21 protein-coding genes are annotated in these 18,128 nt (G+C 30.8%); 11 read left to right on the plus strand and 10 right to left on the minus strand.

Going from position 1 to position 18,128, the window contains the following annotated elements:
- Window positions 1-3 precede the first annotated feature (3 nt).
- The 3 genes from ACKTTV_RS13725 to ACKTTV_RS13735 all read right to left on the minus strand — a co-directional run bounded on the left by ACKTTV_RS13725 (window position 4) and on the right by ACKTTV_RS13735 (window position 2,751).
- On the minus strand, window positions 4-807 hold the full coding sequence (locus ACKTTV_RS13725; protein ID WP_408031417.1) for a hypothetical protein: 804 nt from the start codon (window positions 805-807) through the stop codon (window positions 4-6).
- Between the two features lie 278 nt (window positions 808-1,085).
- The gene (locus ACKTTV_RS13730; RefSeq protein WP_408031418.1) at window positions 1,086-1,889 is read right to left on the minus strand and encodes a hypothetical protein; all 804 of its coding nucleotides are present in this window, start codon (window positions 1,887-1,889) and stop codon (window positions 1,086-1,088) included.
- A gap of 4 nt (window positions 1,890-1,893) precedes the next feature.
- Window positions 1,894-2,751, minus strand: a complete 858-nt coding sequence (locus tag ACKTTV_RS13735; RefSeq protein WP_408031419.1) for a hydroxymethylglutaryl-CoA lyase — start codon at window positions 2,749-2,751, stop codon at window positions 1,894-1,896.
- 172 nt (window positions 2,752-2,923) lie between these two features.
- Between ACKTTV_RS13735 and ACKTTV_RS13740 the strand changes: the two genes are divergently transcribed.
- From ACKTTV_RS13740 to lysA, 5 genes are all read left to right on the plus strand, one after another.
- Window positions 2,924-3,490 (plus strand): RNA polymerase sigma factor, encoded by a 567-nt coding sequence (locus ACKTTV_RS13740; protein WP_408031420.1) that lies wholly within the window; start codon window positions 2,924-2,926, stop codon window positions 3,488-3,490.
- Window positions 3,480-4,013 (plus strand): hypothetical protein, encoded by a 534-nt coding sequence (locus ACKTTV_RS13745; RefSeq protein WP_408031421.1) that lies wholly within the window; start codon window positions 3,480-3,482, stop codon window positions 4,011-4,013. Before ACKTTV_RS13740 ends, ACKTTV_RS13745 begins: the two co-directional genes overlap by 11 nt.
- Complete coding sequence (locus ACKTTV_RS13750; protein WP_408031422.1) at window positions 3,997-5,082, plus strand: DUF4097 family beta strand repeat-containing protein; 1,086 nt, start codon at window positions 3,997-3,999, stop codon at window positions 5,080-5,082. Before ACKTTV_RS13745 ends, ACKTTV_RS13750 begins: the two co-directional genes overlap by 17 nt.
- Before the next feature lie 16 nt (window positions 5,083-5,098).
- Window positions 5,099-5,830, plus strand: coding sequence for a head GIN domain-containing protein (locus ACKTTV_RS13755; RefSeq protein WP_408031423.1), 732 nt, complete (start codon window positions 5,099-5,101; stop codon window positions 5,828-5,830).
- Window positions 5,831-5,985: 155 nt separating this feature from the next.
- Window positions 5,986-7,191: a diaminopimelate decarboxylase gene (lysA, locus tag ACKTTV_RS13760; RefSeq protein WP_408031424.1), complete on the plus strand. Its 1,206-nt coding sequence runs from the start codon at window positions 5,986-5,988 to the stop codon at window positions 7,189-7,191.
- A 217-nt stretch (window positions 7,192-7,408) separates the two neighbouring features.
- Here the strand turns inward: lysA and rplI are convergent, their stop codons facing one another.
- Genes rplI through rpsF form a run of 3 tightly spaced genes read right to left on the minus strand, consistent with a single transcriptional unit; the run spans window position 7,409 to window position 8,515 of the window.
- The gene (rplI, locus tag ACKTTV_RS13765; RefSeq protein WP_408031425.1) at window positions 7,409-7,858 is read right to left on the minus strand and encodes a 50S ribosomal protein L9; all 450 of its coding nucleotides are present in this window, start codon (window positions 7,856-7,858) and stop codon (window positions 7,409-7,411) included.
- 15 nt (window positions 7,859-7,873) lie between these two features.
- Entirely contained in the window at window positions 7,874-8,170 is a 297-nt protein-coding gene (rpsR, locus tag ACKTTV_RS13770) for a 30S ribosomal protein S18 (RefSeq protein WP_133536510.1), read from the minus strand.
- A gap of 3 nt (window positions 8,171-8,173) precedes the next feature.
- Window positions 8,174-8,515, minus strand: coding sequence for a 30S ribosomal protein S6 (rpsF, locus tag ACKTTV_RS13775; protein ID WP_408031426.1), 342 nt, complete (start codon window positions 8,513-8,515; stop codon window positions 8,174-8,176).
- Window positions 8,516-8,694: 179 nt separating this feature from the next.
- Here rpsF and ACKTTV_RS13780 point away from each other — a divergent pair, with 179 nt between their 5' ends.
- Complete coding sequence (locus ACKTTV_RS13780) at window positions 8,695-9,588, plus strand: sterol desaturase family protein (protein ID WP_408031427.1); 894 nt, start codon at window positions 8,695-8,697, stop codon at window positions 9,586-9,588.
- A 33-nt stretch (window positions 9,589-9,621) separates the two neighbouring features.
- Here the strand turns inward: ACKTTV_RS13780 and ACKTTV_RS13785 are convergent, their stop codons facing one another.
- The 4 genes from ACKTTV_RS13785 to ACKTTV_RS13800 form a co-directional block, all read right to left on the minus strand.
- Window positions 9,622-10,452: a prohibitin family protein gene (locus tag ACKTTV_RS13785; RefSeq protein WP_408031428.1), complete on the minus strand. Its 831-nt coding sequence runs from the start codon at window positions 10,450-10,452 to the stop codon at window positions 9,622-9,624.
- 40 nt (window positions 10,453-10,492) lie between these two features.
- On the minus strand, window positions 10,493-11,395 hold the full coding sequence (locus ACKTTV_RS13790; RefSeq protein ID WP_408031429.1) for a cation diffusion facilitator family transporter: 903 nt from the start codon (window positions 11,393-11,395) through the stop codon (window positions 10,493-10,495).
- Window positions 11,396-11,520: 125 nt separating this feature from the next.
- Window positions 11,521-11,964: a DUF4952 domain-containing protein gene (locus ACKTTV_RS13795; RefSeq protein WP_408031430.1), complete on the minus strand. Its 444-nt coding sequence runs from the start codon at window positions 11,962-11,964 to the stop codon at window positions 11,521-11,523.
- Window positions 11,965-12,031: 67 nt separating this feature from the next.
- A complete protein-coding gene (locus ACKTTV_RS13800; protein WP_408031431.1) occupies window positions 12,032-12,841 on the minus strand; it encodes an RDD family protein in 810 nt (269 codons plus the stop codon).
- Window positions 12,842-12,862: 21 nt separating this feature from the next.
- Between ACKTTV_RS13800 and ACKTTV_RS13805 the strand changes: the two genes are divergently transcribed.
- The 5 genes from ACKTTV_RS13805 to ACKTTV_RS13825 are packed head-to-tail and all read left to right on the plus strand — an operon-like array spanning window position 12,863 to window position 18,101.
- Window positions 12,863-13,828: a stage II sporulation protein M gene (locus tag ACKTTV_RS13805; protein ID WP_408031432.1), complete on the plus strand. Its 966-nt coding sequence runs from the start codon at window positions 12,863-12,865 to the stop codon at window positions 13,826-13,828.
- Complete coding sequence (locus tag ACKTTV_RS13810; RefSeq protein ID WP_408031433.1) at window positions 13,828-14,550, plus strand: hypothetical protein; 723 nt, start codon at window positions 13,828-13,830, stop codon at window positions 14,548-14,550. Before ACKTTV_RS13805 ends, ACKTTV_RS13810 begins: the two co-directional genes overlap by 1 nt.
- Window positions 14,550-15,761, plus strand: a complete 1,212-nt coding sequence (locus tag ACKTTV_RS13815; RefSeq protein ID WP_408031434.1) for a DUF4350 domain-containing protein — start codon at window positions 14,550-14,552, stop codon at window positions 15,759-15,761. The genes ACKTTV_RS13810 and ACKTTV_RS13815 overlap by 1 nt, the downstream gene beginning before the upstream one ends.
- Before the next feature lie 2 nt (window positions 15,762-15,763).
- Window positions 15,764-16,762: an AAA family ATPase gene (locus tag ACKTTV_RS13820; RefSeq protein ID WP_408031435.1), complete on the plus strand. Its 999-nt coding sequence runs from the start codon at window positions 15,764-15,766 to the stop codon at window positions 16,760-16,762.
- 4 nt (window positions 16,763-16,766) lie between these two features.
- Window positions 16,767-18,101: a DUF58 domain-containing protein gene (locus ACKTTV_RS13825; RefSeq protein ID WP_408031436.1), complete on the plus strand. Its 1,335-nt coding sequence runs from the start codon at window positions 16,767-16,769 to the stop codon at window positions 18,099-18,101.
- The last annotated feature ends 27 nt before the right edge of the window (window positions 18,102-18,128 follow it).

Here is an 18,128-nt window from a genome sequence, read left to right on the forward strand (position 1 = left end):
AAACTAATGCAAATAAAATCGTGTATTATACCTAATCTGCTTTCTATATTCAACCAATTCAGGAAATTGGTAGAAGAAGTTTATTTTTTTCTGTGCAATCGTTTTTGGATTCTTAATTTTCTTCTTTAATACAAAAAACGCCCAGCTTTCAACAATATCTTCCTCTGGGCTTTCAGCTGCATAATCAGTAACAAACTCAGAATAATTTTCTAAATAAAGTCTAGAGAGTTTTTCCACACAACTTTCTTCTGTAAAGCAATGTCTTTCCTTTATAACATCCCATTTTTCAAGAAGTTTTCCTTTCCAAAATAACGTGACAAATTTGTTTAAATAACTGTTTTTATAGGCTTCACCTTCTGTTGTTAGATAAGGTTCTCCCTCTTCTTGACGAACTTTATTGGTAGGTCTAATTTGGGTACTATTAAGTGTTAATAAATGTCCAAATTCATGTATTAAAGTATATACAGATTCTTGTAATCTTCTTTTGTTACCTGATCTAAAATTTACATCTATAGTATCTAAAACAAGTTGCCATTTATCATTTTTTTTATTTAAAGCACCAAGGGCTCCTGTCTTCTCATCAAGTCCGTCAGATATCAAAACTAACTTTTTCACATACTTTTTCACCATTGGTTTCGGAAAAATGTCATAGAACGTCTTCCAATGAAGAGCCGCTAAATCATCATTTTTAGTATGATTTTTAATAAAACTACCGTTTTTAATATTCCACTCACCAATTTTTTCATCATCAGAAGAATAATGTGACAATGAAAACACCAAGAAAAAAGAAACAATTATTAACCTCATAAACCTTTAAAACCGTCTTGCTCCTTACTAGAAATTGTTTAACATTTAACCTTGTTAAAAAAGGAGAAGAATATAATTTTTATAGTTGCATACGCTGACAAAATACAAAGAATACTCGAAATAGCGATAATTTTGTAGCTTTTATCGTTAGTATTTGCTCTTCCGGCTACACCCAAAACAACCATATACCTAAAAATCAAACATTTAGACTTTAAGCATTTTTTAATCTTTGGTTTTGTAAAGATTCAGCTGAATATACTGATCAAGAACTCCCAAATTTAATGCAAATAAAAACGTGTGTTATTTCTAATTTGCTTTCTATATTCAACCAGTTCAGGAAACTGATAAAAGAAGTTAATTTTCTTTTGAGCAATCGTCTTTGGATTTTTAATTTTCTTTTTAAGCACAAAAAATGTCCAGCTTTCAACGATGTCTTCTTCAGGGCTTTCCGCTGCATAATCTGTTACAAAATCGGAATAATTTTCTTTATAGAGACCAAACAACTTCTCCACACAACTTTCTTCTGTGAAACAATGTCTTTCTTTAATAACATCCCATTTTTCGAGAAGTTTTCCTTTCCAAAATAAAGAAACGAATTTATTCAAATAACTATTTTTATAAGTCTCTCCTTCAATAGTCAAGTAAGGTTCTCCTTCTTCCTGACGTATTTTAGTTGTAGGTCTAATTTGAGTACTATTTAGGGTCAATAAATGTCCAAACTCATGTACCAATGTATATACAGATTCTCTCAATCGTCTTTTATCATCAGTTCTAAAGTTAACATCTATAGTATCAAGCACGAGTTGCCATTTATCATTTTTCTCATTTAACGCTCCAAGTGCACCCGTTTTTTCATCTAGTCCATCAGATATTAAAACTAACTTCTTAATGTATTTTTTTACAATCGGTTTTGGAAATATATCATAGAAAGTCTTCCAATGGAGAGCTGCTAAATTATCATTCTTAGTATAATTTTTTATGAACCTCCCATTTCTAATACTCCATGCACCAATCTTTTCATCATCAGAAGAATAATGAAACAATGAAAATGCAACAAAAAAAGATACAACTATTAACTTCATAAATCTAAAAAACTTCTAGTGCTTTATTATAAGCACTTTCAAAACTCATTGGCTTAATATTGGTTTTCACAGTATTTGACGTAAAATATGACAATAATTTTTCAGTTGGCATATTTCCTGTTAAATCATCTTTTGCCATTGGACATCCTCCATAACCTTTTATAGCACCATCAAAACGCCTACATCCTGCTTTGTATGCACTATCTACCTTTTCAAACCACGAATCGGGAGTTGTATGTAGATGAGCACCAAATTCTATATTTGGATATTTTGGAATCAAGTTTGAAAACAAATACTCAATTACTTCAGGAGTTGAACTACCTATGGTGTCAGATAAAGATAATATATTTACCCCTAACTTACAAAGCTTTTCTGTCCATTCTCCAACAATATCAACACTCCAAGGATCTCCATAAGGGTTTCCAAATCCCATAGATAAATAGGCTACAACTTCTTTATTTGTCCTATTTGCTATAGATAATATTTCTTTTAACGTTTCAATAGATTGTTCTATTGTCTTATGTGTATTTCTCATCTGAAAATTTTCAGATATAGAAAAAGGATACCCTAAGTAATCAATTTCATCAAAAACTGAGGCATCATTAGCTCCCCTAACATTAGCTACAATGGCCAACAGTTTACTGCTTGTTTCTGACAAATCCAATCCTGCCAAAACCTCCGCAGTATCACGCATTTGTGGTATTGCTTTGGGCGACACAAAACTACCAAAATCTATGGTATCAAACCCAACTTTTAATAAAGAATTTATGTATTTTATTTTTGAATTCGTAGGAATAAAATGACTTTTTATTCCTTGCATAGCATCTCTAGGGCATTCAATAATTTTTACGCTATCACTCATTGCTCAAATATACATAATTTCAATAAAATTAAGTTTGTTTTACCATTATCCTATTTGTTAAATCAATTATTTTAGTAATCACTTTCAAGTACTTTTCTATTTATTAGACAATTTTTTTTCAAAAGTGTCACATATTAAAAAAAGTATTGTCGTTAGAGTAGAATTTAATTTTTTGGAAAAACAAAATTCACATATCAATCAACTAATCGAACGCTCTAAAAATAATGATAGTAATGCTCAGATGTTAATCTACCAGCAGTATTACAAAGCAATGTACAATAGTGCTTATCGTATTTTAAAGGATGAGTTCGAGGCAGAAGACTTAATGCAGGAGGCATTTTTATCTGCTTTTTCAAAGTTACATACTTTCAAAGGTGAAGTTACTTTTGGAGCATGGTTAAAACGAATAGTAATAAATAAAAGTTTAACACAACTCAAAAAAAACACAAGATATGACGTAGTCAAAATGGAAGTTATTCCTAATTACGAAATCGAAGAGGAAACTATTGATTATAGCGGTTTAAATGTAAAACAGGTTTTGAAAACTATTGAAAGTTTAAAAGAAAATTACCGAGTTATTTTAACCCTAAACCTCATTGAAGGTTATGATTATGAAGAAATTTCCGAAATATTGAATTATACCAATGAAAATGTAAGAACTACAATTTCAAGGGCAAAAAAGAAGTTAAAGCAAGAATTACTTGCTACAAACACAAAAAGTAGTCTGTATGGAAGATAAATTACAATCTTTTTTTAACGATAATGATTTTGATATTCATGAACCTCACTCAGGACATCTTGATCGTTTCCAACGAAAACTAGAAGCTCCAAATAAGAAGAAAGGCATTTCTTGGAAATGGATGGGAGCCGCAGCTTCGATTATATTAATCTTAGGATTTTATTTAGGTAAAATGCAACCAGATGGTCCGGAGTTTAGTATTTCTAAGTTCGATCCTGAAATGGCCGAAACTGAAAGCTTTTTCGTTACAACAATTCGTCAAGAGATGAAAGAAATAGAAAGGCACAGAAATATTGAAACAGAGTCACTTATTGAAAATGCATTGGATGAAATAGAAGAATTGGAAGAGCAATACCAAACTTTTATCAAAGAGTTATCAAAAAACCATAATAAAAGATTAATTATTAAAAGTTTAATTGACAACTATCAACAAAGATTAACTGTTTTGGAAAATTTACTTGCTAAACTTGAATATCAAAAGAATCCCGCAAAATTTGAAATTAATTATGATGAAATTATTTAATATAACGTTAATACTGGCTCTATTTACTACAATGAGCTATGCCAATAATACTCCAGAAGTAATACGACATGAGAAAACTAAAACCATTAGAAAAGAATTCTCAGTAAATAAAAACGCTACTTTATTTATTGATAACCGATATGGTAATGTAAATGTAACCTCTTGGAATCAGAACCGAATTGAAATTGATGTAAAAATTACGGTTAAAGGTGGTAGTTTAAGCAATGTAAACGATAAATTAAATGGAATTGATGTAGAATTTCAATCAAGCAAAGACTTGGTGAAAGCAAAAACCATTATTGAAAGCAATAAATCAAGTTGGTCATGGTGGAAAAAGAATAATACTTCTTTTAAAATTCATTACACTGTAAAAATGCCTATTACAAATAATGCCGAGTTTCACAATAAATATGGAAACATTGAATTAGATGAATTACGAGGTAAATCAAATATTAACTGTGATTATGGTAATATTGAAATAGGAAAGCTTCACAACGCAGATAATATGATTGAAATCAATTATTGCGGTTCTTCAGAAATTGATTATATGCGCTCAGGAAATGTATCTGCTGACTACTCTACCCTGAAAATAGACGAATCTGAAAAGTTAAAGACAAGTTCAGATTACTCTACCATTAAAGTTGGTAATGTTGAATCGGTATATTTTAACTCTGATTATGGTAGTGTTGTTATTAGAGACGCTGTTGATATTCATGGAAACTCTGATTATGCAGGAGTAAAAATTGGTACAGTTAGAAAAAACCTAACCATCGATACTGATTATGGTAGTGTAAAAGTTCAAAATATTAAAAAAGGATTTGAGCAAATAAACATTGAAGGAAGTTATGCCGGAATTAGACTTGGAACGGAAGCCGATAACAACTTTACTTTTAATGTTAGTCTAAGCTATGCCGGATTCAGCTATCCATCGGATAAAGTAGACATGAACAAAAGCATAAAAAAATCAACTAAAAAATACTATGAAGGAGTATTTGGAAACGGTTCTTCAAGCTCTGCTATAAATATTAAATCAAGTTACGGAGGTGTCACTCTAAAATTAAACGATTAACTAAAATTATATAAAAATGAAAAAAATTACTCTATTATTGATATTGATGCTTGGCATCACATTACCTAGTCAATCTCAAGGTTGGTGGGGATCTAAAAAAGTAAAAGGAAACGGAAATGTTGTTACCAAAAAAAGAAAAATTGCACGCTTTGATGAAGTAAGTGTAGGTGGCTCTTTTACTGTTATGTTGGTTGAAGGGAAAGTAGGTTCACTAACCATTGAAGGAGAAGAAAACATCATTCCTTATTTAGAAACCGAGGTGAAAGGTGGTGATTTAAGAATTGGGTTTAAAGAAAATGTAAATATTAGAACTACTCGAAAACTAATTGTTACGGTTCCTTTCAACAGCTTATCTGGAGTTTCATTAGGAGGCTCAGGAGATATTGATATTACCAAAGAAATTGAGAATAGCAGCGTTGCTTTTAGTATTGGTGGTTCAGGCTCAATTAAAGCAAAGGTAGACGCTTCTAGCGTAAAAACTTCAATAGGAGGTTCAGGTAATATTAAATTGAGCGGTAAAACAAATAATTTTAAGTGCGCTATTGGAGGTTCTGGAAATGTTAGAGCTTTTGGATTAAAAACTAATAGATTAAAAGCTAGCATCGCTGGATCAGGAGATGTATATGTTCATGTTACTTCTGAGATTAAAGCTGCAATGGTAGGTTCTGGAAACATTTATTATAAAGGAAAACCAAATGATATTGACACGACCTCTGCTGGATCTGGAGATGTTGTTGATAGAAATTAATTTGATATTTTAATTATTCTTAAAAAGCCCTGTAGAATGAAATCTGCAGGGCTTTTTTATTGTTTTTACACAAAAAGTATAGATATGTTTATTTCTTTAAATTAATTTTCATACCTCCTACTGTTTTCTAATTTTGACGTTTTAAATTTATAATAATGAATAGAAAAGAATTATTACGATTGGCAGATACTTATGGCTGCCCTTTATATGTTTATGATACTGATGTTATTATTAACCAGTATAAAAAAATTACTAAAGCTTTTTCTAAGGTTAAGAACGTAAAGATTAACTATGCAACAAAAGCACTTTCTAACATAAATATTTTAAAGGTTTTTAATTCTTTAAAAAGCGGTTTAGATACTGTATCTATTCAAGAGGTTAAACTTGGTCTATTAGCTGGTTTCGATCCGAAAGACATTATTTACACGCCCAATGGTGTTTCTTTACAGGAAATTGAAGAAGTAGCGAAATTAGGTGTACAAATTAACATTGATAACCTATCTATCTTAGAACTTTTCGGACAAAAACATCCGAAGATTCCGGTATGTATTCGTATTAACCCGCATGTAATGGCTGGAGGAAACAGCAAAATTTCTGTTGGTCATATTGATTCAAAATTTGGAATATCAATTCATCAGGTTCCACATATTAAGCGTGTTGTAGAAAACACTGGTATGCGAATCAATGGAATTCATATGCACACAGGATCTGATATATTAGATATTGATACTTTTATACGTGCAACTGAAATTCTGTTTGAAGTTGCAAGACAATTTAAAAACATTGATTTTATTGATTTTGGAAGTGGATTCAAAGTTCCATACAAAAAAGATGATATTTCAACCAATATTGAAGAATTAGGTGAAAAGTTATCAAGTAGGTTTAATGAATTCTGTAAAAACTATGGAAAAGACATTACCTTAATGTTTGAGCCAGGAAAATTCTTAGTAAGTCAATCAGGATATTTCTTAGCCAAAGTAAATGTAATTAAGCAAACAACATCTACTGTTTTTGCAGGAATTGATAGTGGATTAAATCACTTAATTAGACCGATGTTTTATAATTCTTATCATTATATTGAAAACATATCGAACCCAAAAGGAAGAGAGCGTTTTTATAGTGTAGTAGGTTATATATGTGAAACAGATACTTTCGGTTCAAATAGAAGAATTGCTGAAATTGCAGAAGATGATATCTTATGTTTCCACAATGCAGGAGCATATTGTTATTCTATGACATCAAATTATAATTCAAGATACAAGCCTGCGGAAGTAATGCTTTATAAAGGGAAAGACTACCTAATTAGAAAACGTGAAACCTTCGAAGATATATTACGTAATCAAGAACAAGTAACGATATAAATTAAAAACTCCAATTTCTATGAAATTGGAGTTTTTTTACATACTTTCTTAAAAGTAATTGCGTAATTTGATTTGATTGTGTAAATAAACTCCCCTAAAATTTATTTACATATGCAATATCAGTCTTAAATATAGAAAAATTACAGGAAAATCACCCTTTATTAACCAAAAAAAACCGCTTAATAAGCGGTTTTTATTTATTATAAATAAAGATTAATTACTTTTCAGCAACTACTTCAAATACGATATCAGCAACAACTGTTCTGTGTAAACGAACCGCTGCATTGTATTTTCCTAATCTTTTTACATTACCTCCAGTAACTTTGATAAACTTCTTCTCTACTGCAGTTCCAGCTTTTGCTAAAGCTTCAGCCACATCTGCATTATTTACAGATCCGAATAATTTATCACCTGAACCTACTTTAGAAGCAATCTTGATTTCATATCCTTTAACAGCTTCAGCTAACTTGTTAGCGTCTTCTACTAATTTAGCTTCTTTATAAGCACGTTGCTTTAAGTTTTCTGCTAATACTTTTTTAGCTGAAGAAGTAGCTAAAACAGCATATCCTTGAGGTATAAGGTAGTTACGTCCATAACCATTCTTAACAGTTACGATATCGTCTTTAAAACCTAAGTTTTCTACGTCTTGTTTTAATATCAATTCCATGTTTCTACTTCTTTATTATTTTAACATATCACCAACATATGGCATTAACGCTAAGTGACGAGCTCTTTTAATAGCTTGAGCAACTTTACGTTGGTACTTTAATGATGTTCCTGTTAAACGTCTTGGTAAAATTTTACCTTGTTCGTTTACTAAATACATTAAGAAGTCAGCATCTTTGTAATCGATATACTTAATTCCGTTTTTCTTAAAACGACAGTACTTAGCTTCTTTTTTAGTTTCAATATCAAGTGGAGTTAAGTAACGTACCTCTCCTTGCTTATTTCCTTTCGCTTGTTGATCTATAGACGCCATAGGTTATTTTTTTGCAGATTTAACACGTTCTTTTCTCTTTACAGCCCAAGCAGCAGCATGCTTATCTAACTTTACAGTTAAATAACGCATAATGCTATCGTCACGTCTGAACTCTAATTCAAACGGAGCGATTACATCTCCTCCAGCTTTAAACTCTAATAAGTGGTAAAACCCACTTTTTTTCTTTTCAATTGGATAAGCTAATTTCTTTAAGCCCCAATCTTCTTTGTGAATCACTTCTGCGCCCTTTGAAGTCAAATAGTCTTCAAATTTTTGCACTGTTTCCTTTATCTGACCTTCAGATAAAACGGGATTCAAAATGAAAACAGTTTCGTAATGGTTCATATTTAATTATTTAAAATTTAATTTTAAGCGTGCAAATATACGTATTTATTTTTAAAATATAACAGTAGCCAAACCGAAATTAAAGAACCTAGCTAAACATTCCCATTAAACGTCTAAAATTAAAAGCATTGTAAAGATGTTTCATTTGCTGTATATTTAACCGAACTTACTGACAACCAATGCAAATACCCGATTTACCTAATATTATTCACTATGCAATTCCATTTTTTGTACTTACTGTTATTATCGAAGTAATTTTAACTGTTAGGGTAAAAATGGAGCAGTATGAGTATAAAGATGCCCTTACTTCTATAACTATGGGACTAGGCAACGTATTTATTGGATTATTTACTAAAGGTATAATACTTAGTGTCTTTTTATTCATTTATAACTTTCGATTTTTTACGATTCCTTTTACTTGGTGGGCTTGGTTCATTTTACTATTTGCTGAAGATTTTGTGTATTACTGGAATCACAGAGTTGGTCATGAAAGCAGGTTATTTTGGGCAAGTCATGTAGTACATCATTCTTCTCAAAAATATAATTTAGCCACAGCTTTACGACAAACATGGTCTGGTAGTTTCTATACCTTTATCTTTTGGATTCCTCTGGTATTCATAGGGTTTCATCCAGTAATGATTTTAATGCAAATGAGCATTAGTCTTTTATATCAATACTTGATTCATACTGAATTGATTGATCGAATGCCTAGCTGGTTTGAACGTATTTTTAATACACCTAGCCATCATAGAGTTCATCATGCAACCAACCCTCAGTATTTGGACAGAAATCATGGAGGTATTTTTATCATTTGGGATAAACTATTTGGCACATTTGAACCAGAAAGTGAAAAACCTATTTATGGCTTGGTTTCTAACATAGACACTTACAACCCCTTAAAAGTTGCTTTTCATGAATGGTTTAATATGCTTCGTGATGTTTTCGCTTCAAAAACTTCTTTTTTAAACAGATTCAAATATTTTATCAAGCCACCTGGCTGGAAACATGATGGTACTGGTAAAATTTCAAACGATTATCGAAACGAATGGTTAAAAACAAAAAAAGAGAGCTAAAATGCTCTCTTTACAATCTATTTAACGATATTTTTAATTCTGATTTCCGAGAATTATTGGCATTCCAGACTTTCCTGAACCAATAATAACCACTTTACTATTTGGTGATTCTGCTAATTTATTTGTTGCTTCAATCCCTTTATCTTGAAGAATTTTATCTGTTAAAGAAGCACTTAAAATCTTATTCGCATCTGCTTTACCTTTCGCTTCAATTCTTTGTCTTTCAGCTTCCTTCTCTGCCTTTTCAATTCTAAACTGATACTCTAAAGACTCTTGCTCCTGCTTTAATTTTCTTTCAATAGCATCTCTAATGGTTGTTGGTAACTGAACATCTTCAACTAAAACTCTTTCCACTATTATGTATTGATCTTTTAACTCCTCTTGAGCTACTTTTAAAATTTCCTGCTCAATAACATCTCTTTTACTTGAATACAACTGCTCTGGAGTATATCTTCCTACCACACTTCTAGCGGCTGCATTAATCGCAGGGTCTAAAATGTCAGAAATATAATTTTTCCCTTTTGTTTTTATTAGACTTCCTAAGTTATTATAATCTGGTCGAAACCAAACAGTACCATCAACACGAACCTCTAATCCGTTTACAGATAATACATTCATTTGATCAGATATAGATTGCTGACGTACCTTTTGTACAATCATTTCATTCCATGGAGCTACGATGTGAAAACCTTCTCCGTATGTTTTTTCTGTATTAATACCATCTCCGAATCTTTCAAAAATAACTCCTGCTTCACCTGGACCAATTGTTTCGGTAGATTTCACGATAAAGATTAATAAAAATACTGCTACTGGTATTAAAAAAGAACCTTTAGGTATATTAAACCCAACTTGATTTCTTGCCATTATTAAAGTTTTAATTTACTCAAAAATACGACTAAAAAAACTAATTACAGCCTAAATATTCGCAATCTGTACCAACCTGCTCAAATTCAATTGTCGTGTGTTCTAATTTAAACTTATCATGCAGTGTTTTCTTTATTACACACTTTAAAGATTCCAGTTCCGATAAGTTCAAATTCTCATTTACCACAATATGAGAAGAAAAAACATTGTACTCTCCATCCATAGTCCAAACATGGCAATCATGAACACTCTCTACTTCTTCCCTCTTTAAAATTTCTTCTTTAATCTTTTTTGAAGAAATGCCTTCTGGAGTACCTTGTAAAATTATCTGAACACATTGTTTCATATTTCGAAATACGTTAATCAAAACATATATTGAAATAGCAATAGATAAGAGTGGATCAAGTATTGGAGCATTCCAAAATTGCATGATTATACTGGCTATTAATACTGCAGCCCAACCTAATACATCTTCTAATAAATGGAGCATTACAACTCGTTCATTCAATGTATTTCCTTTTTTTAACTTTAAAACCGCCGCACCGTTAACGAGTATTCCAAGTATAGCCAACCACATCATTCCTTTAGCGTCAGTATGCTGAGGGTTTAATAATCTGGGAATTGCCTCAGAGATTATAAATATTGACCCCACGATTAAAACAACAGAATTAACTATAGCCCCTAATAAAGACAATCTTTTGAAACCATAAGAGTACTTTTCAGTAGGTTGGTCAGTAGATCGTTTTTCAAAATACCAAGCAAGCCCCAAACTTAAGCTATCACCTAAATCATGAAGTGCATCTGACATAATGGCCAAGCTATTGGTAAAAAATCCTCCGATAAATTCAATAATGGTAAATCCAAGATTTAGAAAAAAGGCAGTTGCCAAATTTTTCCCTGAAGAATGATGGCAATGATGATGGTGTGAATGATTATGACCCATTGTTTATGTGAATAGACAATAAATTTACACAAAAGATGCATGAAACTACAATTTTATCTTCCAGATTTAATGCAATTCTATAGCTGCTAAATGAGAATAGCAGGATAATCTATTTGAAACAATGCTTATACTTCGAGAATTTTAACTTTTATGTAAAACTCTACTTTATTTTTGTCAAATTCAATAAATATATTTCCTTTTTCGTCAGCTTTCTCAGCATTTGCATACATTGATATTTGAAGTGTATAATTCTTATTTATTTCTAGAAGTTTTTTACTATCAAAATATCCAAGTTTCCCTTCTTCTGGTTCCCAACCACAACAGACAAATTTAAGCTCGCCCATATCAAATGAGTCAATTAAAAACCTCTCTACATCTTCATGTTTTGTTTTATCAACTAAATAATCTGCCTCTAAAATTGTTTGCCCATTACCTCTTTCACATTTTAAAAACTGTACATTTTGAGGTTTCTTGGCATAAGTACTTAATAAATCCCCGCATTCTAAATTACTCTGTGGAAGGATAATCGAAATGAAAAACAAGTAAAAGAGTGCTTGAAACTTCATCATAGCATTTATTTTTTCATCAAGGTTTAAGTATCATTTAAACATACTAAATAAGATCAATAAAAGATAACTACATATTCTGAGTATAAAAATTATAGTCTTTTAAAACTCTATCAATAAACTGAATATCCGATTCTTCTTTGGATTTTATCCCAGTAACCTCCTCTATTTTCGTTCTTAATTTTATCAAAGTTTTATAATCTCTGGTTTTTCGAGCAGAATGAAAGGTATCTTTTATAATTCGGGCATCATTATCAGAAAGTTTTATTACGCTGGCATACTTTGGAACATACTCTTCTGCGAGCTCTTCAATAATTGTATGTGAAAAAGCGGCAGCGTCTTTCAATTGAATGACTACGGTATTAGCAGATAAATCTCCAATTCTTTGGTTATTCTTTGTGGTTAAAACACTGAAAAAACCAACCAATTTCCCTCCTAAAAACATAAGCCATAATAATACCAAATATTGATCCAATCCTAGTGAATAGGCATAAATAAAAACCAATATAAAGAAATTAAAATCGACAATTCGCATAAACCATCTCATAGTAAAATCAACAAATGACGGTTTAAATCCGTCAACATTAATCACCTTTATTTTGGCTAGCTTCTTCCCTATTGTTTGTCCATTCAACAAAACTTCTGAGTATAAAGAGTAAAAGGTTATTGGCAAAAACATTAAAATGTCCAAGGCTCTAATTGACCAAGAATCACCAGCCACATCTCTAAGTGGTGCGAAATTAAAAAAACGTACTATCAAATATACATAGGCGAATTTAATAATATTGTCAACAAAAAAAGCAAGCATTCTATGTCCAATATTTGCTAATTCAAAGTCAATTTTTACATTTTGTGTAGTATTTACTTGCAGTCTTTTCATACATTAATTACATTTGTCTCAATGAGAGAGGTAGCTTTTATTAAGCAAAATAAAGAAAAATGGCTTGAATTTGAAGAAGTAATTTCAAATAAAACTGAAAAAAGCCCTGACGAAATTGCTGATTTGCATGTTAAAATTATGAACGATTTATCTTATGCTCAATCGTTTTACCCTAAAAGTAAGGTAGTTTTATACTTAAATAAATTAGCAAAGAAGAGTTATGAAAAGATTTATCACACTAAAAAACAGGATAAAAATACTTTATTAGAGTTTTTTCTAGAAACAATTCCTTTGTTGGCATATAAACATCGTAAATACATTTACATATCCTTTATATTTTTTTTCATTTGCTTCTTCATTGGATTACTTTCAACTTTTAATGATGAAACCTTCGCTCGTCAAATATTAGGAGAATCTTATGTTGATCAAACTCTTGAAAATATTGAAAGCGGTGATGCCTTAGCAATATATAAAGGTGGTAGTAATTGGGGAAGCTTTATTGGTATTTTTGACAATAATCTAAGGGTTGGACTAAACATGTTTTTATCTGGCTTATTCATAGGTCTTGGTACTGGATATTATATAATTTACAACGGAATTATGGTTGCCGTTTTTCAAGCTTTCTTTTACCAAAACAATACCTTTATTGATAGTGTTAAAGGAATATGGATTCATGGAACTTATGAAATTTTTGCTATGATTATCGAAGCAGCCGCTGGATATATTATTGGTGCAAGCATTTTGTTTCCGGGATCGTTGAAGCGATGGATTTCATTCAAAAAAGGACTGAGAGAAGCTTTCTTCATTTTTTTAAGTACACTTCCTTTTACTTTTGTAGCTGCGTTTTTAGAGGGTTATGTTACTCGTTATTACAATCAAATGCCTTCAATTTTTTGTTTCGCTATTATTCTGTTTTGCCTATCGTCTATATCCTTTTATTATCTAATTTTACCTTACAAGGTAGCCTCTAAACACAACTTGCGATAATGAAAAGATTAGTGCTCTTAGTTTTTTTGTTTTTTTTCCACAACTTTCTTTATGCCAGTGCCAGTTCTTTTGAAAAAGAATCTGATACTTTGAATTATGCAAGTAGCAAAGAACTTCAGGTAAATCGACATTTTAAAGACAACCTCAAAGAGAAGTATAATAGTAAAGACTTTACATATACTGAAGAGAAAGATAAACCTGTTGAGGAGAAGAAAAAAAAAGAAATAGATCCAAATTCAGGTAAGGCTTTTGCTAATTTCGTAACATTTTTAGCAAGTGTTTTTCCGTATATTCTAGCTCTTCTGGTAATATTTATTTTAATAAAAAGCTTCGTTTATAACGATAAAGACTTTTGGAAATTCAAAAAAACCAAAATACAAACCAAGAAAAAACTAGTGTACGAGGATGAGGAAGAAGACATTCATGAAAATGATTTTGAAAAACTACTTCAAAGAGCAAAAAAGAATGGTGATTTCAGACTAGCAACAAGGTATTACTATTTACTACTGCTTAAAAATATGAGTAAAAACAATCTTATTGATTATCATAAAGATAAAACGAACTCACAGTATATTTTCGAATTAAAAAATGCTGAAACCAGAAAGCAATTTTCCTATTTGCTCTATATTTATGATTATGTATGGTATGGTGAATTTCCTATTGATATAATCAAATTCGAAACAATTGAAACTAGCTATTCAAACTTTATAAAAAAACTATAGTGAACAACTTCAAAAAAATAGCATTTTTATTTGTCCTTACCTTAGTTTTTGTAGGTTGTAAAAAAACAAATTGGAACGAAAACTACAGAGAATATTCGAAAGATCCTTTTGGTACGTATATCCTTCGTGAAGAAGCCTCGGAACTTTTTAATAATAATGAAGTTATTTATCTTAAGAAAAATATTTACGATTACTTTTATAGTATCTACTATCAAAATGAAGAAAACTTTGCCAATTATATTACGATAAAACATAACGCTGTTAAACTTGATAAGGAATCTATTACGAAGTTATTAGAATTTGTAGAGGATGGAAACGAAGCATTTTTATCACTAAACTTTTTCCCTATTGGTTTAAAGGACTCTCTTAATTTTGAAACGGAAAATCTTGATAATAATGCTTATGGCGTAAAAGAGTTAAAAAAATTGAAGGGTAAACTCTTTTTATATCCAAATGACGACAGGTTTACTTCAGAAGAATATACATTTGATAGAAACATTAGGCGTCATCATTTTTCCGAGTTCGATGCACAAAACACTATCGTACTTGGTTCTCAATATATTGATGGAAAAAAGCTACCTAACTTTATAAAAATAAAACATGGAAAAGGTGCCGTTTACCTTCATTCGCAACCAATTGCTTTTACCAATTATTATTTGTTAAAAGAACAAAAAGCATATACTGAGCATGCGCTATCATTTTTATCTGACAACACTATTCTTTGGGATCCTTTAGTTAAACGTAGAAAGAATACGAAAGAAAAAGAAGATAATTCCGTATTTAAGTTCTTTTGGCAACATGAATCGCTAAAATGGTCTTTATACGTTGCTCTTTTTGGACTACTACTCTTTATTGTTTTTAATGCTAGAAGAAAACAAAGAGCAATTCCTATTATAGAAAAGCTTAAAAATTCTACTGTAGATTTTACACATACTATTGCTAATCTTTATCTTAAAGAAGATAACCATAAGAATCTGGTAGATAAAAAAATTACGTACTTTTTAGAACTGGTTAGAACAAAGTATTTATTAAATACTCAAAAGTTAAATGGCGATTTTATTGAAAAACTGGCGTCTAAATCAGGAAATAAATTGAGTACTACACGATATTTAATTAACACGATAGTAGCTTTAGATAAAAAATCTACTTGTACACAAGATGAACTAATGCGTTTGAATACGCTTATCGAAAACTTTTTTGAAACTCATTAACTATGGAAGATAATACTATTAACGACAATAATTTAGAATTTGAAAACCGAATTGATTTATCGGAATTACAAGAAAGTGTTTTCAATATAAAAAACCAACTAGGAAAGGTTATCGTAGGACAAAAAAATATGATCGATCTTTTAGTAGTAGCTATTCTTTCTAACGGACATGCCCTTATTGAAGGAGTTCCTGGAGTTGCTAAAACGATTACTGCAAAATTATTATCAAGAACAATGTCGGTGGACTTTAGTCGTATCCAATTTACTCCAGATTTAATGCCTTCTGATATTTTGGGTACTTCTGTATTTAATGTAAAAACTTCAGAATTCGAGTTCAAAAAAGGACCTATTTTTTCGAACATGATTCTAATTGATGAAATCAATAGAGCGCCAGCAAAAACACAAGCTGCTCTTTTCGAGGTAATGGAAGAACAACAAATTACTATTGATGGCGATACTTATAAAATGGATCAACCTTTTATAGTTTTGGCTACTCAAAACCCTATTGAACAAGAAGGTACTTATAGATTACCAGAGGCTCAACTTGACCGTTTCTTGTTTAAAATAGCTGTTGAGTACCCAACAGCTGAAGAAGAATTAGAAATTGTAACAAGAGAGCAAGCTCTTATAAACGGAGCAAAAATCGATAAAATAGAAACAGTAATTTCGGGTGAAAATATTCTAAAATACAGAAATTTGATTACTCAAGTAAAAGTTGAGGCTCACCTATTGCAGTATATTTCAAATATTGTTGTTAATACACGAAATAACTCATTCTTATTCTTAGGGGCTTCTCCTAGAGCTACAATAGCCATCTTAAAAGCGTCTAAGGCATTTGCTGGGATAAATGGTAGAGATTTCGTAACTCCGGAAGATATTAAAAATGCAGCTATTCCTGTTCTTCAACATAGAGTAATTGTTACTCCTGAACGTGAAATGGAAGGCCTTACAAGCAAGCAAATCATTGAACAAATTATTGAATCGGTAGAAATTCCAAGATAAATCAATGAGCAAACTTTATCATTCTTTATTTCTTAATAATCGGCTGTTTTATTGCCTAGCCATTATTGCGGTGCTATTTGTTATAGGCTTTTTTATTCCTATTTTCTTTAACATTGCCAAAATATCACTTTTTACAATTAGCATTATTGCCTTAATTGATATCGTACTTGTTTACAGTGTAAAAAGTGGATTTGAAGTAAAAAGAACGCTTCCTGAACGATTGTCTAATGGAGATGATAATAAGATTACCCTAGAATTAAAAAATAATTACGGTTTTAACACTCATTCTACTATCATAGAAGAACTTCCATATCAATTTCAAAAACGAAACTTTACTTTTAAGCAACTTTTAAAACCAAAGCAAGAAAAGCTTATTCATTATGATTTACACCCTGTAAAACGTGGAGAATATCATTTTGGTCATATTAATGTATATGTAAGCTCTCCTCTTCAACTTGCTACCAAAAAATATATATTAGGAATTGAAAAAAAACTGAAATGTTATCCTTCTTTTTTAAGGTTAAACGACTTTAGTATTAAAGCTGTTTCTAACGATTTAACTTCTCAAGGAAATAAAAAAATTCGACGTATTGGGCATTCTTTGGAGTTTGAACAAATAAAAGAGTACGTTTCAGGAGATGATATCAGAACTTTGAACTGGAAAGCTACTGCAAAGAGAAATCAGTTAATGGTGAATCAATATATTGAAGAAAAGTCGCAGCCTGTGTATTCTATTATTGATAAAGGTAGACCCATGCAAATGCATTTCAATAATCTTTCGCTACTTGATTATGCTATCAATGCTACACTCGCCGTAAGTAATATCATTCTTAGAAAACATGATAAAGCGGGAATGCTAACCTTCTCCAAAAAAATTGAAAATTTAATTGTTGCGGAACAAAGAACCTCTCAAATGAATCTTATTTCCGAAGCCTTGTACAATGTTTCTACGAATTTCTTAGAAGCTGATTATAGTTTACTATATGCCTCTATAAAAAGGAAAATCACTAGTAGAAGCCTTTTAATTTTGTATACAAATTTTGAAACATTAGATGCCTTAAAAAGACAACTTCCCTACTTAAGAGCTATTGCTAAAAACCACCTTCTGTTGGTTGTATTTTTTGAAAACACTGAGTTAAATACTTTAATCAAACAAAAAGCCAAAACAGTTGAGGATGTGTATGACAAGATAATTGCTGAAAAATTCATGTATGAAAAGAAGCAAATTGCTAATGAATTAAGAAAATACGGAATACAATCAGTACTTACAAAACCTGAAAACCTAACAGGTAATACTATTAACAAATATTTGGAATTAAAATCGCGAGGTTTGTTCTAACCAAAAATTAAACTACGAATACTAAAT

The sequence above is a fragment of the Tenacibaculum xiamenense genome, from assembly GCF_964513065.1.
Taxonomy (GTDB): Bacteria; Bacteroidota; Bacteroidia; order Flavobacteriales; family Flavobacteriaceae; genus Polaribacter; species Polaribacter xiamenense.

Bases quoted from the DNA above. Each gene is read 5' to 3' on its own strand.
- ACKTTV_RS13810 (WP_408031433.1), top strand. From the start codon at position 13,828: ATGAAAAGATTAGTGCTCTTAGTTTTTTTGTTTTTTTTCCACAACTTT.
- ACKTTV_RS13730 (WP_408031418.1), bottom strand. From the start codon at position 1,889: ATGAAGTTAATAGTTGTATCTTTTTTTGTTGCATTTTCATTGTTTCAT.
- ACKTTV_RS13795 (WP_408031430.1), bottom strand. From the start codon at position 11,964: ATGATGAAGTTTCAAGCACTCTTTTACTTGTTTTTCATTTCGATTATC.
- ACKTTV_RS13755 (WP_408031423.1), top strand. From the start codon at position 5,099: ATGAAAAAAATTACTCTATTATTGATATTGATGCTTGGCATCACATTA.
- ACKTTV_RS13745 (WP_408031421.1), top strand. From the start codon at position 3,480: ATGGAAGATAAATTACAATCTTTTTTTAACGATAATGATTTTGATATT.
- ACKTTV_RS13820 (WP_408031435.1), top strand. From the start codon at position 15,764: ATGGAAGATAATACTATTAACGACAATAATTTAGAATTTGAAAACCGA.
- rpsR (WP_133536510.1), bottom strand. From the start codon at position 8,170: ATGGCGTCTATAGATCAACAAGCGAAAGGAAATAAGCAAGGAGAGGTA.
- lysA (WP_408031424.1), top strand. From the start codon at position 5,986: ATGAATAGAAAAGAATTATTACGATTGGCAGATACTTATGGCTGCCCT.
- ACKTTV_RS13800 (WP_408031431.1), bottom strand. From the start codon at position 12,841: ATGAAAAGACTGCAAGTAAATACTACACAAAATGTAAAAATTGACTTT.
- ACKTTV_RS13780 (WP_408031427.1), top strand. From the start codon at position 8,695: ATGCAAATACCCGATTTACCTAATATTATTCACTATGCAATTCCATTT.
- rpsF (WP_408031426.1), bottom strand. From the start codon at position 8,515: ATGAACCATTACGAAACTGTTTTCATTTTGAATCCCGTTTTATCTGAA.
- ACKTTV_RS13785 (WP_408031428.1), bottom strand. From the start codon at position 10,452: ATGGCAAGAAATCAAGTTGGGTTTAATATACCTAAAGGTTCTTTTTTA.
- ACKTTV_RS13735 (WP_408031419.1), bottom strand. From the start codon at position 2,751: ATGAGTGATAGCGTAAAAATTATTGAATGCCCTAGAGATGCTATGCAA.
- rplI (WP_408031425.1), bottom strand. From the start codon at position 7,858: ATGGAATTGATATTAAAACAAGACGTAGAAAACTTAGGTTTTAAAGAC.
- ACKTTV_RS13725 (WP_408031417.1), bottom strand. From the start codon at position 807: ATGAGGTTAATAATTGTTTCTTTTTTCTTGGTGTTTTCATTGTCACAT.
- ACKTTV_RS13750 (WP_408031422.1), top strand. From the start codon at position 3,997: ATGATGAAATTATTTAATATAACGTTAATACTGGCTCTATTTACTACA.
- ACKTTV_RS13805 (WP_408031432.1), top strand. From the start codon at position 12,863: ATGAGAGAGGTAGCTTTTATTAAGCAAAATAAAGAAAAATGGCTTGAA.
- ACKTTV_RS13825 (WP_408031436.1), top strand. From the start codon at position 16,767: ATGAGCAAACTTTATCATTCTTTATTTCTTAATAATCGGCTGTTTTAT.
- ACKTTV_RS13790 (WP_408031429.1), bottom strand. From the start codon at position 11,395: ATGGGTCATAATCATTCACACCATCATCATTGCCATCATTCTTCAGGG.